The sequence below is a fragment of the Ensifer sp. YR511 genome (genome assembly GCF_900103045.1).
In the GTDB taxonomy this organism is placed as follows: Bacteria; Pseudomonadota; Alphaproteobacteria; order Rhizobiales; family Rhizobiaceae; genus Ensifer; species Ensifer adhaerens.
In genome coordinates, this window is sequence record NZ_FNGR01000004.1 from 369,087 (window position 1) to 385,274 (window position 16,188).

The window sequence follows — 16,188 nt, forward strand, 5'->3', positions numbered from 1 at the left end:
GCCCGCCGCCGCTCAATATTCCTTTTCGAAGAAGACGCCGCCCGAGGCCGAACCGTCGCCGGCGGCCGAGCCCTTGAGCTTCACGCCCTTGCCGACATCGAGATTGATGACCGCCTTGCTGGAGGCGGAATCGGAGCCCTGCTGCAGCTCGATATAGGTGCGGTCGTTGAGATACTTGCCGGCGCGCACGGAGGCGCCGCCATTCTCGTCGGTGGTGACGTCGAGATCGTCGACGCCGAGCTTGTTGCGCAGGCCGTCGAGCAGCGAGGTCGATCCGCCACCGGCAAGCTGGCTGACGGCCGAGGCGAGCTGGGCGATCTGGAAGGCCGAGAGGTTTGACAGCGATCGGTTGAAGATGAGCTGCGCCAGGATTTCGTCCTGCGGCAGCGCCGGGGAGGAAGAGAAGGCGATCTGCGGATTGTTGGCGAGGCCCGCGACCGCGACGGTGATGGTGGTCGCGCCGACGCTGGAGGTCGCCTTGAGGTCGAGCGTCGGGATCAGGTCACCGCCAAAGCCGATATTGCCGTCGGTGAAGGTCAGGCGCTTGCCGAGGATTTCGAGCCGTCCGCGGCGCATCTCAAAGCCGCCGGAAACAATTGGCTGCACGGCGGTGCCACGGATCGTCAGGTCGCCGCCAAGCTCCGCGTCGATGCCGCGGCCGCGCACGAAGATCTGGTGGGCGTTGACGCCGAGATCGAAGGCAATCACGCCGCTGGCATTGGCGCCTGCGGCCGGCACTTCGTCCTTGCGCAGGTCCTTGACCATCTTCCGCACCTTGGGCGGCGCATTCTTGTGCTTGATGTCGATGGCCGAAAGCGACGTCGGCAACTTCTCCGGAATGGTGATCGATGCCTTGCGGATCGTCACCTTGCCGCCGAGCGTCGGGGTCGCGACCAGGGGACCGGTCAAGGTCATCTCGCCGGCAACGTTGGCGTTGAACAGGGTGCCATCGACGTAGGTCGCGTTGTTCAGCTTGATCGTCAGGTTGGCCGGGAAGCCGGAACCGGGTACGGTGCCGACGGTACCGCTGGCTTCGACCGAGCCGCCGGTCGCGAGATTGGCCGAGAGCCTGGAGATCGTCGCCTGCTTGCCATCGAGCGCGACATTGGCGGTCAGGTCGTTGAGCGCCAGGTTGCGACGCACGTCGACGAGGCGCCCGCCTGACGTGGTGATCGTGCCGGCGATCTGCGGCGCCTTGGCGGAACCGGAGATTGCCACATCGACATTTGCCTGGCCCGTCAGCGTGAAGCCTTTCTCCGCCATCAGGTTGGCGATGAGGGCGAAGGGGACGTTGCCACTGAACTTCATCGCGATCGGCATGTTGCCGCCGATGTCGACATTGCCGCCGCCCTTGAAGGAAAGTCCGCCGGCGCCCGAAAGCGTCGTATCGAGCGTCACTTTGTTGTTGGCAAACTTGCCGTCCGCCGTCACATCGAAGGCCGCAACGCCCGCGGTGCGGGCTGCCGCGAGCGAGGCGCCCGACCATTTGAGGTCGTAGGCGACGACCGGGGCAGACGCTGCGCCCTCGACATCGACGGTGCCGGCGATCGTGCCCTCGGCGCCGAGGTCCGGTGCGAAGGCGTTGACCAGTGCTGCGGGCAGGGCGTTGAGCTTCGCAGTGATGTCGAGCTTTTCGCCAGCCGTGCCGTTGACTGCGATCGTGCCTTTCGATGCCTGGATCGTCAGCGCGTTGAGACGGACGGTGCCGTTTTCGATGGCGATCACCGTCGGCTGCGCCAGTTTCAGGGCAATGCCCTTCGGCGTTGCGCCAAAGGATGCGAGGCGGATTTCCGTGCGGCCCTTGGCGCCCGCGAGGTCGCCCTTCACCGTCAGCGGTCCGCCGTCATATTTGCCGTCGATGGCAAAACCGGTGCGGCCGGCCTGTTGCTCGAAATCGACGGCAAGTCCGGAAACACGGTTTTCGCCCTGCGCCACCGTTTCGGCGCGGATGCTGCCCTTGATCGCCAGGGCCGCGAGGTCGGCGATGGTGATGTCGGCGGTCGGCCTGGAGATCGTCAGTGCGTCACGTTTGATGCCGCTGCCGCCGGCCTTGACGACGACGGAGGTGATGCCGTTTTGAGTCTTGATGGCCGCCGAGCCGTTGAGGTCGCCGGATGCTTTCTGCCCGGCCATGGCGGCCAAGAGGCCGATATCGGGCAGGTCGAAGCTGACCGTGCCGTCCGGCTTGAAATCGGGGGTGAAGCTGATCGCCCCGGTCAGCTTGTTCTCGCCGATCCTGGCTTCGAGCACCGGGATTGCGGTCTGGCCATCCTTCGAGACGACGTCGGCCTTGACGTCGATGGCCTGGCCGTCGAGTGCACCGGTCGCCGTCAGGCTTGCCTGCGGGCTCGAAGGGTTGGCCTTGGCGTCGGCCTTGACGTTGAGGTCGCTGAGCGTGCGTCCGGCCAGTGTCGCGCCGCTCGACGTCAACTCGGCCTTGATGCCGAGTTCCGAAAGCGGGCCGGTCACGGCGGCGGTAAAGTCGGCCTGGCCCTTGGCATCGGCAAGCAGCTTGCCGAGATCAGGCAGGGTACCCCTAAGGTCGGCCGTCAGGTTGCTCTGCGCGAGCGCAACGGTGCCGGCGGCCTCGATCGTGCCCGACTTGAGCTCGAGGCCCTCCACGGTGACGCCGCCGTCGGTTGCCGTCTTCACTTCGCCCGAGAGTGCGATCGTGCCATCGAATTTCGCGGCGGCCGCCGGCGGCAACGCGTCCGGAACGGCGAAGAGCTTGAAGGCCGCGGAAACCGTGTTCTCGTCGCGATAAAAGGCGCCGGTGAGCGAACCGCCGATACCGGGGCTTTCGATCGTCACCGGGTTGAAGGCGATGTTTTCCTTCGTCACGGAGAGGATTGCGTCCACCTTCAGCGGCACCTGGACCAGGCGGGCGAGGTTGGGGTCGTTGAAGCCGGCTTCGCCCACCTCGATTGCCGCCTTCACCGGACCGGATTGCGCCTGGAGATTGAAGCCGTCGCTGCGTGCCGAAAGCTTGACTGCGCCAAGCGCCACGTCGGGCACCGCCAGGGAGGTGACGTCTGCGGTGAGATCGAGGATCGCGGCTTGCGCGTCGCCGATCAGCGAGAAATCGACGGCATTGATCTTGGCCTGCGCTTCACCCTTCTGCAGCGGCCAGCGGAAGTCGACAGGGCCGTTGGTGCCGGCAAGCCTGGCCTTGAGGTTGTTCTCGCCCTTGCTGTCGTAAGTACCGAAAGCGGCAAAGGAGAGCGCGCCCGTCGTCACATGAGCCTTGTCGACCTGAACCAGCCCCTGGTCGTTGAACGCGGCGGCGATGTCGAGACTGGTGTCACCCTCGAACATCGGGCGCAGCGCCGGCGGCATCAGCGAGCCGAAACCGCCGCCGCCGTTAACGGTCAGCCGGTGCATTCCGTCGGGCGTCTGGACGTGGCGACCGTCGAGCTTGAGAATTTCGCTGCCGTCGAGTGCGGCCGTGGCGCTGCCGGCCCAGTCGGAAAGCGGGCCTTCGCCGGTCAGCTTGATGTTGACTGCGGGCTCGTTGGGCAGGCGAAGCAGCTTTGCCAGCACGCCGTTGTTGGGCTCGTCCACGGTCGCCTCGAGCTTCAGTTCGTTGCCCGCCGGATTGAAGACGATATCGGCGACCGCGCGCGCCTCCGGCCGGTCGCGCTGGGCGGCCGCAAGCTGAAGGGCGATGCTCTCGTTGGTCGCGTTCACCTTGCCGCTGGCGGTCAGGAACTGGTCCTCGCCGGCGATCGCCTTGCCGATGATGACCTCCTTGAGATCGATCGCGTCGATCTTGACGTCCACGGGAAGCGCAAAGGTCGAGCGGACTTCCTTGGTCTCGGAGGAGGGGATCGGCAGGCGCTCGACGCGCACCGAGCCGGCCGAGAGTGCTGCGGCTTCGAAGCGGAAGGAGAGAAGGGCGGCGGGCGACCAGGTGAGATCGAGGTCGCGCACTTCGGCATAGACGCCCTCGCCATCGAACAGCGTGATGCTTCCGGCCGTGAACTTGCCGGTCAACAGCGCGCTCGGATCGGCGATCCGCACGATCTGGTCGGGGGTTGCCGCATACTTCTCGATTGCCCAGGCGACGAGCCTTGCGCCGGGTGTGGTAAAGCCCACGAAGGCGACGAGAAGAAGGGCAACGACCGCAATCACGCCAAGCACACGAAGGCCATAGCGCAGCGTCGCGCGAAGGAAGCGGACGACCTGATTCATGATCTACCCATAACGCAAGTTGCTCCCAAGCGGAATCGCCGCCGGCAGAAACTATCCGGCAATGGCGGCGATTTGCAGGTTCTGGTGGAAGAAACGGCCCGGATCAGAAGGATTGGCCGATACCGGCATAGATGCCGTACTTGGTGCCGCCGGGATATTTGTTAAGCGGAACGGCAAAGTCGAGGCGGATCGGGCCGAAGGGCGTGGCGTAACGCAGGCCGATGCCGGCGCCGGCGCGGATGTCGGAGAAATCCGGCGTCGTCTTCGCAGACACCGTACCGGCGTCGATGAAAGGCACGACGCCGATGGTGTCGGTGATGGCGATGCGGGCTTCGAGCGAGGCATTGACATAGGAGCGTCCGCCGGTCTCCTCGTTGTCGGAATTGCGCGGGCCGATCTCCTGGTAGGAATAGCCGCGTACCGAGCCGCCACCGCCGAGATAGAAGCGGCGGTTGGCAGGAATGTCTTCGAGCCCGCTGCCGCCGACGAGCATGCCGGCGCCGATCTTGCCGGCAAGCACGAAGCGCTTCTCGTCGCCGAGCGCATGGTAACCGGATGCCGAGGCTTCGAAGGACGAGAAGAAGGTCTGCCCCTTGATTTCGTAGCTCGGCTTGGCGTTTATCATCGCCCGGTAGCCTTCGGTCGCGTTCAGCTTGTCGTTACGGGTATCGCGCACATATTCGAGCGGGATCGCGGCCGTCAGATAGGAGTTCGAGCCGAAGGCGTCGTCGATATTGGCCCAGCTGAGCTCGCCGCCGCCTGAGACGGTGTCGGTGTCCGAGAGCTCGAAGGTGGCGCCGGCCGCTGCCGTCAGGATCTTGGCGCGGTAGGCGTCTGGGTCCTGGATGTTGGCCTTGACGCTCGCGGTAAAGGTGGAAGCCGGGCCGAAGGCACCGGGTTTGGCAAACAGGATGCCAACCGAATAGTCGAGCTTGTCCAGTTCCTTGGTCTCGCCGATGCGGTCGACCGATCCTTCGATGCGCAGCGATTCGGCGCGGCCGAAAAGGTTGCGGTGTCCCCAGTAGCCCGAAAGCCCGAGGCCGTCGGTGGTCGAGACCTGGGCGCCGAAGCCGAAATACTTGTGCTTGCCTTCGGACACCTCGATCTTCATCGGGAGAGATCCATCGGGCGAAAGCGCATTGGCTTCCTTGATGGTGACGCTCGAAAAGACGCCGAGCTGGCGCAGGCGCTCGGAGGCTTTGCGGATGTCCGCGGGCGAATAGGGACGGCCTTCGTTGAGGCGTGAGTAGTCGCGCACGAAACCCGGGTCGACGGTCTTCGTTCCGTCGACGCTGACTTCGCCGACTGGGGCAACCGGGCCGCCGCTGGCGCCGATGACGATGTCGACGGTCGAGTTGGCGTGGTTGGCGACAGCGCTGCGTTCGGTGAGCTTGGCCAGGGGGCGACCCTGCTCGCGCAGATCGTTCACGACCTTTTCGCCGGCCTTGATGATCAAGGTGGAATCGGCACGCGCGCCGGCGGGCAGGCCGTAATCAGCGGGACTGAAACCGGCCGCATCGCCTTCGAACTTGACGGAACCGACGTTGAAGACCGGACCCGGCGTCACGGTGACGGTGACCGGAATCGGCTTGCCATCCGGGAAAGACGGATCCGGCGGCAGACTGTCGATATCCTGGCCGTTGATGCGGATCGCGATGGTGCCGCCGTAGCGGGCCTTTTCGTAGAGTGCGGCAAGCAGCCGGTCGCGGTCGTCACGCGCCCGAATTGCCAGGCCAAGATCGCCGGAGACAGGCTTTTCCTGGCCCTGCACGAGCTGCGAGCTGTTTTCCAGCGCTTCCTTCAGTTCCTTGTCTTCGGTGCCGGCGTCGAAGGTGAGGGTATAGTTGACCGGGTCGATCACCGGCGCCTCTTCCTCGTCGCTCTCGAAAAACTTCATGCCGAAGAGCTTGAAGGCATAGGCCTTCTCGGCGGAAAGCGGGCCGAGCGCGCACGAAAAGGCAACAGCAAGCGAAGTCGCTGCCTTCCAGTACGCAATACTCGACCGTGGTGGGGACATTCGCTTCCGCATCCCGTCTTCAGGCGACCCAATACAAACTGCCTGCTTATGCGGCTGGGTCACTATCGCATGCCTAAGGTTTTCCATCTGTTAACGATGACGATCCGCTGCATCCACCCCTGATGCCGAATTTCGGTGCCGATTCCGTCGAAAAAGCGCGGAAATGTTGTCGGCGCAGCACAACCACCGCCGACAACCAGTAAGGCGCTGCGCCTTTTTGGAGGCTTAAATGCCGCCTTGTCCGCTGTATCGAGCCGCTACGCCGCCTCGGGCAGCGCCCGCAATTGCGGTACGCCGGAAGCGATGATGACGAGGAACTGGATGAGGAAACCGACCGCTGCGACGGCAAGGCACGCCTCGACGCCGAAGCGTGTGGCGACGATGGCGCCGAGCGCTGCACCGATCGGCCGGGCGCCGAAGGTGGCGGTGGTGATGAAGGCCGATACGCGCCCGAGCATCGCATTGGGGGTGACGGCCTGCCGCAAAGTGAGCGTGGCGATCGACCAGAGCACCGGGCCGGCGCCGAACAGGAAGAAGCTCAAACCGGCAAGGGCGCCTGAGGGAACCCAGATGGTCGAGAGCATCACGGCCGCAGCCGTCAACCCGCCGAGCGGGCCGAGGGCGATCATCAGGCCGAAGGGGATCCGGCGCGCAATGGCGGGGGCTGCGAAGGCGCCGATCATCATGCCGGCGCCATAGATGCCAAGCGTGATGCCGACGCCGGTCGCCGTCAGCCCGAGGGTCTGAATGGCATAGGCGACATAGACCGCCTGCAGCACGAACCAGGCCGTGTTGAAGACGATGGCGGTCACCAGAATGGGCCTGAGCAGCGCGTGGCCGCCCAGGAACCGGGCGCCTTCGGCGAGATCCTGAAGGAGGTTGCGCCTGGGAGCGGTCGGTTGCTGCTGGTCGCCAAGGCCGGCGAGCAGGACGACAGAGAGAAGGGACAGGGATGTGGCGGCGACATAGGCGAGCGATGCGCCGGTCCATGCGACGATCGCGCCGCCGATCGCCGGTCCGCCGGAATAGGCGAGACTGCGGGCGAGCTCCAGCCAGCGATTGGCGTCGGCGAGTTGGTGACGGGGCACGATCGCCGGCACCAGGGCTGGGGCGGCGACATTGTAGCAGACCGTGCCAATGGCGCCGACGAAGCCCATGACGGCGAGCAGCGGCAGCGACAGCAGGCCGCCGAGCATCAGCAACAGCGTGGCAACCAGCGACAGCGCGCGCAGCATTTCCGAGGAGACCATCAGCCTGCGCCGCGATGCGCGGTCGGCAACGAGACCGGCGGGAATGGAGAGCAGAAGGAATGGCAGCGTCTGCGCCATCTGCAGCCATCCGGTTTCCGCAGGGCCTGCGGCGAGCAGAAGCACGGCGGCGAGCGGAGCGGCGGCCAGCGCCATCTGCTCGGAAAACTGTGCGAACAGGTTAGACCAGCCGATGCGCTTGAAGGCCGGTGGCAGGGTGTCGCGTGGTGGGTTTGGCATGGAAGAACCTCGATCATGAAACGTCGAGGTCAGCAGACGGGATTGCTTCGGCGGTTGCCACCCGATTTCGGCGCCTTCGTTGGCCGCTGCGCGTTGTGTGCGGCAGAGGATGCGGTTGCCGCAACGAAAAACCCCCTCAGGGCGGTCAGCCGTGAGGGGGAAACATCAAACCAGACCGTCGGGCGGCTCAAGCTGCAGCCGACGGCAGGCTGCCTGTCGCCTTAGCGCGGGCACGAGTCGATGTAGCGGCGGCCGTAGCGGTCGCGATAGTAGCACTGGCCGGGCTGCTCGGTGACGTTGCCGATGACTGCGCCGGAAACACCGCCGATTGCCGCGCCGACTGCAGCGCCACGGACGTCGCCGGTAACAGCGCCGCCGATGATCGCGCCGGAAACGGCACCGATGCCGGCGCCCTTTTCCGTCTGGGTGCAGCTTGCGACCGCCAGGGCGACCAGCACAAGTGCGATGGCTTTCTTCATGTTGTTCTCTCCGATGTCTACGGATCTCAAGCCTATCGCTCAGTCCGTCCCGTGGATGATGGCGAAGCCGGGAACATCCCGCTCCACCGGAACTTGCGGTTCGGAAAATACGCGGTCCCCATCGAAAGTCTACGGGAGCGCTGCGGTTTCTTCCTGCCGGCAAGATAATGATATCGTTCCTGAACGGGACATGAAGGCAGTTCCCTTCGGCACAACCGGCGTGGAAAAATTTTGTCGTTCGGCGGGCAGGGGCGGTTGCGGCATTCCAAAAAAAGACAAATGATACAAACAAGCCTGCGAAAATCCGGAGGAGCGGATCCGTGGGCGACGGGCATCGATATCAGTTGGCGCGTACCCTAGTCGCGTGAACCATCTCACCCGACTTTCCGGCCGCGCTCGTGTTGGCATTGACCGACCCCGGAGGAGCGAAATGGCGAAAGTAACAATGACGGTCAACGGCCGTCAGGTGAGCGGTCATTGCGACGACCGCACATTGCTGGTGCAATTCATACGCGAAAATCTCGGACTGACCGGCACCCATGTCGGCTGCGATACCTCGCAGTGCGGCGCCTGCGTCATCCATATGGACGGAAAGTCGGTCAAGAGCTGTTCCATCCTCGCCGCGCAAGCCGCAGGCTCTACGATCACCACCATCGAAGGGCTGGCGGCCGATGGCGAACTGCATCCGGTGCAGGCGGCCTTCAAGGCCAATCACGGCCTGCAATGCGGCTTCTGCACGCCCGGCATGGTGATGACGGCCGTCGACATGATCCGCAGGCATCAGGGTCAGCTGGACGAGGCGACGGTGCGCGCCGAGCTCGAAGGCAACATCTGTCGTTGCACCGGTTACCACAACATCGTGAAAGCGATCCTTGCCGCCGCCGCCGAGATGAGCGGCGCCCGTGTGGCCGCAGAATAGCGGCAGAACGGGGGCGGAATCTCGCCCCTGACGCATGTCACTCAGGACCGATGCATGGCCGTCGGGACTGTCGCTGGATATCTCGGGAGGAGATAGGCAATGGGCGTTGAAGGCATTGGCGCGCGCGTGGCGCGCAAGGAGGACAAGCGGTTCCTGACCGGCAAGGGCCGCTATACGGACGACATGTCCGTGCCGGGGATGAAATATGCGGTGTTCGTGCGCAGCCCGCATGCGCATGCGAAGATCCTCAAAGTCGACGGGTCGGCGGCGATCGGCATGCCAGGCGTGATCGGCGTGCTCGACGGCAAGCAGTTGCTCGCCGATGGTATCGGCAACCTGATCTGCGGTTGGATGATCCATTCCAAGGACGGATCGCCGATGAAGATGGGCGCCTGGCGGCCGCTCGCGCACGAGACCGTGCGATACGTCGGCGATGCGGTGGCGATCGTCGTTGCCGACAGCGTCGCCGAGGCGCGTGATGCTGCCGAAGCCGTGGTCGTCGAATACCAGGAGCTTCCCGTCGTGATCGACGCCTCAAAGGCGCTTGAGGCGGGACAGCCGCAGCTTCACCCGGAAGCGCCCGGTAACCTGATCTTCGACTGGCAGATCGGCGACGAAGCGGCGACCGACAAGGCGATCGGCGCTGCGGCGCATGTCACCGAAATCACCATCCACAACAACCGGCTTTCGCCCAACCCGATGGAGCCGCGTGCGGCGATCGGCATCTACGACGCCGGCGACGACCACTATACCTGCTACACCACCAGCCAGAACCCGCATGTGGCCCGGCTGGTGATGAGCGCCTTCTATAATGTCGCGCCGGAAAACAAGCTGCGGGTGATCGCGCCCGATGTCGGCGGCGGCTTCGGCTCGAAGATCTACATCTATCCGGAGGAGATCGTCTGTCTCTGGGCGTCGAAGCGCACCGGCGTGCCGGTCAAATGGACGTCGGACCGCACCGAAGCGTTCCTCACCGATGCGCATGGTCGCGACCACGTGTCGAAGGTGAAGATGGCGTTCGATGCGAGCAACCGCATCATCGGGCTCAAGGTCGATACGATCGCCAATCTCGGCGCTTACATGTCGCTGTTCTCCTCGGCGGTGCCGACTTATCTCTATGCGACGCTGCTCTCCGGGCAGTACGACATCCCGGCGATCCATGCGAATGTGCGCACGGTCTATACCAACACTGCGCCCGTCGACGCCTATCGCGGCGCCGGGCGGCCGGAGGCGACCTATCTCTTGGAACGCACGATGGAGACGGCGGCCCGCGAACTCGGCGTCTCGCCTGCCGAATTGCGTCGGGTCAATTTCATCCGCTCCTTCCCGCATCAGACGCCTGTCATCATGAACTATGACGCCGGCGACTACGACGCTTCGCTCGAAGCGGCCATGCAGGCGGCCGACTGGAATGGCTTTGCCGGCCGCAAGGCGGAAGCGGAAAAGCGCGGCATGAAGCGCGGCATCGGCATGAGCTGTTACATCGAGGCCTGCGGCATCGCACCGTCGGCGGCGGTGGGTTCGCTCGGTGCTGGCGTCGGTCTTTGGGAATCGGCCGAAGTGCGGGTCAACGCCGTCGGTACGATCGAGGTCCTGACCGGCTCGCACAGCCATGGCCAGGGCCACGAGACGACCTTTGCCCAGCTTGTCGCCGACCGCTTCGGTGTGCCGATCGACAGCGTCAACATCGTGCATGGCGATACCGACAAGGTGCAGATGGGCATGGGCACCTACGGCTCGCGCTCCGGTGCTGTCGGCATGTCGGCCGTCGTCAAGGCGCTCGACAAGGTCGAAGCCAAGGCGAAGAAGATTGCCGCTCACCTGATGGAAGCGGACGAAAGCGACATCGTCATCGAAAACGGCGAACTGAAGGTCGCCGGCACCGACAAGACCGTGCCGTGGTTCCAGATGGCGCTTGCCGCCTACACCGCCCACAATCTGCCGGCCGGCATGGAGCCGGGGTTGAAGGAGGGGGCCTTCTACGACCCTGCCAACTTCACCTTTCCGGCCGGCTGCTACATCTGCGAGGTGGAGGTCGATCCGGAAACGGGCCGAACCAAGATCATCCAGTTTGTCGCGGCCGACGACTTCGGCAACATCATCAACCCGATGATCGTCGAGGGACAGGTGCATGGCGGTATTGCCCAGGGCATCGGCCAGGCGCTGCTCGAAGGCGTGCATTACGATGCCTCCGGCCAGCTTTTGACGGCGAGCTACATGGACTACGCCATGCCGCGCGCCGACGACCTGCCGTCGTTCCAGGTCTCGACCTCGAACACGCCCTGCCCGAACAATCCGCTGGGCATCAAGGGCTGCGGCGAGGCCGGCGCCATCGGCTCGCCACCGGCGCTGATCAACGCCATCACAGATGCCATCGGCAACAACGCGCTTACCATGCCGGCGACACCGCAGAAGGTGTGGGCGGCGGCGCACGCGGCCAAGTGAACGGGAGGACACCTCATGTACGAGACCCAATATCACCGGGCGTCCTCGGTTCAGGACGCCGTCAGCCGAATGGATGCGGCCGGCGAAGGCAAGTACGTCTCCGGTGGCATGACCCTCATTCCGACGATGAAGCAGCGGCTGGCGTCGCCGAGCGATCTGATCGACCTTCGGCACATCGCCGACATGCAGGGCATCTCAGTCAACGGCCGATCCGTGCGGATCGGCGCGGCCACGACACATTATGAGGTCGCCTCGTCGGCGGCGCTCAAAGCTGTGTGTCCGGCGATCTGCAGCCTTGCCAGCCATATCGGCGATCCGCATGTGCGACACATGGGCACGATCGGCGGCTCCATCGCCAACAACGATCCGGCGGCGGATTATCCGGCAGCGATGCTCGGGCTCGGCGCGACGATCGTGACCAACCGGCGGGAGATCGCGGCCGACGATTTCTTCACCGGTCTGTTCGAAACGGCGCTGGAAGACAGCGAGATCGTCGTCGCGGTCAGCTTCGACGCCCCGGCAAAGGCCGCCTACCAGAAATTCGCCAACCCGGCCTCGCGCTACGCGATGACCGGTGTCTTCGTCGCCAAGCGCGACAATGGCGAGATCCGGGTCGCGGTCACGGGTGCGGGCGCAAATGGCGTTTTCCGTCAGGCGGAGATGGAGGCAGCCCTTGCTGCCAACTGGACGCCGGATGCGCTCGGCAATATTAGCGTCGATGCCTCGGAGCTGCTCTCCGACATTCACGCGGATGCGGCCTATCGCGCCAATCTGGTGAAGGTCATGGCCAAACGCGCCGTTGCGGCGGCATGACCAGCCTTCGCCGTCACACCAACATTGAAAAAGGACGGCTTCGGCCGTCCTTTTTTCATCCTTGCTTGACTTCGATCAAGCTTGACGTGATGAACATGCACTAAGGCTTTCTTTGGAATGTTTCAAAACTAGGGCTGTTCCCGTTGAAACGGTTTCAGTGAAAGCAGCGAAGATGCTCAGGCTCAAAAATGCTAGATCATCTCGGATGCACTCGCTGGGAAGGCAGCGCGTCAAGGGCCTTTTGCCGCAGTTGGCAGATGCTGGGCATTCCGAGGTTGACCCCAGGTCGCTTTGATTGAAGAAAAGCGGCCGGGCACTGGAGAAAATGATGGATTTCGAGAATTTCTTTAAGAACGAGCTGGACGGGCTGCATCAGGAAGGCCGCTACCGGGTTTTCGCAGACCTCGCCCGTCATCGCGGCCAATTCCCGAAGGCCGTGCGCCATACGGCTGAAGGCGTTCAGGAAGTCACCGTCTGGTGTTCGAACGACTATCTCGGCATGGGCCAGCATTCTGTCGTCACCGAGGCGATGAAGCGCGCCATCGACGAATGCGGCGCCGGCGCCGGCGGCACCCGCAACATTTCCGGTACCAACCACTACCACGTCCTGCTTGAGCGCGAGCTCGCGGACCTGCATGGCAAGGAATCGGCACTGCTCTTTACTTCGGGCTACGTGTCCAACTGGGCCGCGCTCGGAACGCTCTGTTCCAAGATTCCCGGTGTTATCGTCTTCTCGGACGCCGGGAATCACGCTTCGATGATCGAGGGGATCCGTCACTCCAAGTGCGAACGCGTCATCTTCAAGCATAATTCGGTCGCTGACCTCGAGGCCAAGCTCGCTGCCGCCGATCCGCGTGCGCCGAAGCTCATCGCTTTCGAGTCCGTCTATTCGATGGATGGCGACATCGCGCCGATCAAGGAATTCTGCGACCTCGCCGACAAGTACGGCGCCATGACCTATCTCGACGAAGTGCATGCGGTCGGCATGTACGGCCCGCGCGGTGGCGGCATTGCCGAGCGCGAAGGCCTGATGCACCGCCTGACGGTGATCGAAGGCACGCTCGGCAAGGCTTTCGGCGTCATGGGCGGCTACATCACCGGCTCCGCCGCACTCTGCGACTTCATCCGCTCGTTTGCCTCCGGCTTCATCTTCACGACGGCGCTGCCGCCGACGCTTGCCGCCGGCGCGCTCGCCTCGATCCGCCACCTGAAGGAAAGCCAGGTCGAACGTTTCGCGCACCAGGAACGTGTGCGTCGCCTGCGCTCGCTGCTCGACCAGCGCGGCATTCCGCACATGCCGAACCCGAGCCATATCGTGCCGGTCATGGTTGGCGACGCTGCCAAGTGCAAGTGGATCTCGGATCTCCTGCTCGATAATTTCGGCGTCTACGTGCAGCCGATCAACTATCCGACGGTGCCGAAGAAGACCGAGCGCCTGCGCATCACCCCGACGCCGCTCCATTCGGATGCCGATATCGACCATCTCGTCGGCGCGCTGCATTCGCTGTGGTCGCGCTGTGCGCTGGCCCGCGCTGTCGCGTAAGGCCAATCTTGCCGGCGCCATGCGCGCCGGTCAGAAAGCTCTGAATTACCGAAGCAGCCCGGCCGCCAAGTGCCGGGCTTTTTCGTCGGCGGCAAAGACGTCGTCCATCGTTGCTGCCGCCGGCAGGTCGGCGAGCTTGTCCATGACCTTTTCGACGATCTCTGCCATGGCGAGAAAGCCGGTGCGGCCGGCGATGAACGCGTCGAGCGCGGTTTCCTTGGCGCCGTTGAGGACCGCACCCTGCACCCCGCCTTCGACCATGGCGCGTCGCGCCAGGCGGATGGCCGGGAAGCGCACTTCGTCCGGAGCCTCGAAATCGAGGCGGGACAGCTTGGCGAAATCGAGCCGCTCGATCGGCAGGCTGCAGCGGCTCGGATAGGAGAGCGCATAGCCGATGGCGGTGCGCATGTCCGGGCAGCCGAGCTGGGCGAGCACCGATCCGTCGGTATAGCCGACCATCGAGTGGATCACCGACTGCGGATGCACGATCACCTCGACCTGCGCGGGTTCGAGCGCGAAGAGGTGCTTTGCCTCGATCATCTCCAACGCCTTGTTGAACATAGAGGCGCTGTCGATCGAGATTTTCAGCCCCATCGACCAGTTCGGATGGGCGCGCGCCACGTCCGCCGTCACGTGACGCATTTCTTCCAGCGACTTGGTGCGGAACGGGCCGCCGGAAGCGGTCAGGATGATGCGCTCGACCGCATGGCGCTGGTGTTCTTCCAGAACCTGGAAGATGGCATTGTGTTCGCTGTCGACCGGAAGCAGCCGACCGCCGCCTTTCTTCACCGCGTCGATGAACAGACTGCCGGCGGAAACCAGGCACTCCTTGTTGGCAAGCGCGATGTCGGCGCCGCGGCGGGCGGCGGCAAGCGTCGGCGCCAGGCCGGCATTGCCGACGATCGCCGCCATCACCCAGTCCGCGCTGCGCTCGGCCGCCTCGATCAGGCCGCTCTTGCCGGCGGCAACCTGAATGCCGGTGCCGGCGAGCGCGGCCTTCAGGTTTTCGTACTGGCTATCGTTGGCGGTGACGGCGAGTTCGGCGCCAACTTTCACGGCCTGCTCGGCGAGCAGGGGAATGTTGCCGTTGCCGGTGACGGCGACGACGTCGAAGCGCTCACGGCCGCCAAGGCGCTCGATAACGTCGAGCGTGTTGGTGCCGATCGAACCGGTCGAGCCGAGGATCGTCAGTCGGCGCTTCGCACTGTCGTGGGATGCCATGCCAATACCCATGTTCTTCTTTTCGGACGGGATGCCCGGCTGAGCCTTCGCCGCGGGCGCATGATCTTCACGAGATCGATCCGAGTTTTTATGTTGTTTGCTAGGCTCTACAGGCGAAATCCGCCGGCAACAAGGGCGCGGTCTTCATTCCGTCTCGTCCGCAGGCTAAGAATTGGGTGCCTTGAGTCGGGGTCCGGAGGAGTTCGCGATGCTGAAAATCATAACCGCCGTTTCCTGCGCCTGCGTCGCGATCGAAATGGCATCGATGCAGCCGGTTGCGGCAGAAAACGTGCCGCCGCAGCTCGTCGCCACCTGGCTTGCCGAAGATATCGGTGGGGGTGGGGTCATCGACAATCTCCAGTCGACCCTGGAGATCCGCGAGGACGGGACCTATGGCGGCATGGCCGGCTGCAACCATTTCACCGGTACTTTCAGTCTCTCCGGCTCGAAGATCACCTTCGGCCCGGCGGCATCGACACGCAAGATGTGCGTGCACGCGGTGATGAACCAGGAGCAGAAGTTCCTCAAGGCGCTCAGCAACGAGCTTTCCTGGTCGGTGGAAGGATCGAAGCTCGTGCTTGGCAAGGCCGGCGGCGGCATCGCCCTGAAACTGGCGTCTATGACGGCAGCGTCTGAAGGCGCCGACGTGACGATCCGCGTTCCCGGCGCCGATGCGGTGGACCGGCAATCGGTCCGCTACGACTGCGGCGGCAAGGCGATCGAGGCGGAATACATCAATGCCGGCCCGGTTTCGCTGGTGACCTTCACCATCGACGGCACATTCGTCGTCGCCTCAAACGTGATAGCTGCGTCCGGAGCCAAATATGCCGGCGGGCAATATGTCTGGTGGACGAAGGGCGAGGAAGCAACGCTGTATGATGCCACCAAAGGCGACGAGGATCGGGGAACCGCCTGCAAGCCGGCATCCTGAGCCGGCTTCTCGCCTGAGCGGAAACACCAGGCGCGGCCTGCGCCTGGGTGAACCAGTGGCATAAGTTGTCGCCTCGATTGGAACTTTTTCCTTCGCGTCCTAGTTACAATCCCGACGCCATCGCGGCGCTGTTGTGTGAAAA

10 protein-coding genes are annotated in these 16,188 nt (G+C 64.1%); 5 read left to right on the forward strand and 5 right to left on the reverse strand.

The features are described 5' to 3' along the window. Nucleotides 1-12: 12 nt before the first annotated feature. The 4 genes from BLU15_RS11255 to BLU15_RS11270 form a co-directional block, all read right to left on the reverse strand. Entirely contained in the window at nt 13-4,191 is a 4,179-nt protein-coding gene (locus BLU15_RS11255) for a translocation/assembly module TamB domain-containing protein (RefSeq protein ID WP_090295379.1), read from the reverse strand. Between the two features lie 103 nt (nt 4,192-4,294). After that, entirely contained in the window at nt 4,295-6,208 is a 1,914-nt protein-coding gene (locus BLU15_RS11260; protein WP_082566522.1) for an autotransporter assembly complex protein TamA, read from the reverse strand. A 257-nt stretch (nt 6,209-6,465) separates the two neighbouring features. After that, entirely contained in the window at nt 6,466-7,695 is a 1,230-nt protein-coding gene (locus tag BLU15_RS11265) for an MFS transporter (protein ID WP_060521366.1), read from the reverse strand. A 221-nt stretch (nt 7,696-7,916) separates the two neighbouring features. Next, on the reverse strand, nt 7,917-8,174 hold the full coding sequence (locus BLU15_RS11270) for a glycine zipper domain-containing protein (protein WP_034802400.1): 258 nt from the start codon (nt 8,172-8,174) through the stop codon (nt 7,917-7,919). 430 nt (nt 8,175-8,604) lie between these two features. On the opposite strand from BLU15_RS11270, the gene BLU15_RS11275 reads away from it, so the two are divergent. From BLU15_RS11275 to hemA, 4 genes are all read left to right on the forward strand, one after another. Beyond that, the gene (locus BLU15_RS11275; RefSeq protein ID WP_034802397.1) at nt 8,605-9,093 is read left to right on the forward strand and encodes a (2Fe-2S)-binding protein; all 489 of its coding nucleotides are present in this window, start codon (nt 8,605-8,607) and stop codon (nt 9,091-9,093) included. A gap of 99 nt (nt 9,094-9,192) precedes the next feature. Beyond that, on the forward strand, nt 9,193-11,538 hold the full coding sequence (locus BLU15_RS11280; RefSeq protein ID WP_090295382.1) for a xanthine dehydrogenase family protein molybdopterin-binding subunit: 2,346 nt from the start codon (nt 9,193-9,195) through the stop codon (nt 11,536-11,538). A gap of 15 nt (nt 11,539-11,553) precedes the next feature. Beyond that, nucleotides 11,554-12,351, forward strand: a complete 798-nt coding sequence (locus BLU15_RS11285; RefSeq protein WP_090295386.1) for an FAD binding domain-containing protein — start codon at nt 11,554-11,556, stop codon at nt 12,349-12,351. A 328-nt stretch (nt 12,352-12,679) separates the two neighbouring features. Then, entirely contained in the window at nt 12,680-13,894 is a 1,215-nt protein-coding gene (hemA, locus tag BLU15_RS11290; RefSeq protein ID WP_090295389.1) for a 5-aminolevulinate synthase, read from the forward strand. Nucleotides 13,895-13,939: 45 nt separating this feature from the next. On the opposite strand, the gene dxr is transcribed toward hemA, so the two are convergent. Further along, entirely contained in the window at nt 13,940-15,115 is a 1,176-nt protein-coding gene (gene dxr / locus BLU15_RS11295; RefSeq protein ID WP_090295472.1) for a 1-deoxy-D-xylulose-5-phosphate reductoisomerase, read from the reverse strand. A gap of 208 nt (nt 15,116-15,323) precedes the next feature. On the opposite strand from dxr, the gene BLU15_RS11300 reads away from it, so the two are divergent. After that, on the forward strand, nt 15,324-16,046 hold the full coding sequence (locus tag BLU15_RS11300) for an META domain-containing protein (RefSeq protein WP_090295391.1): 723 nt from the start codon (nt 15,324-15,326) through the stop codon (nt 16,044-16,046). Nucleotides 16,047-16,188 lie beyond the last annotated feature (142 nt).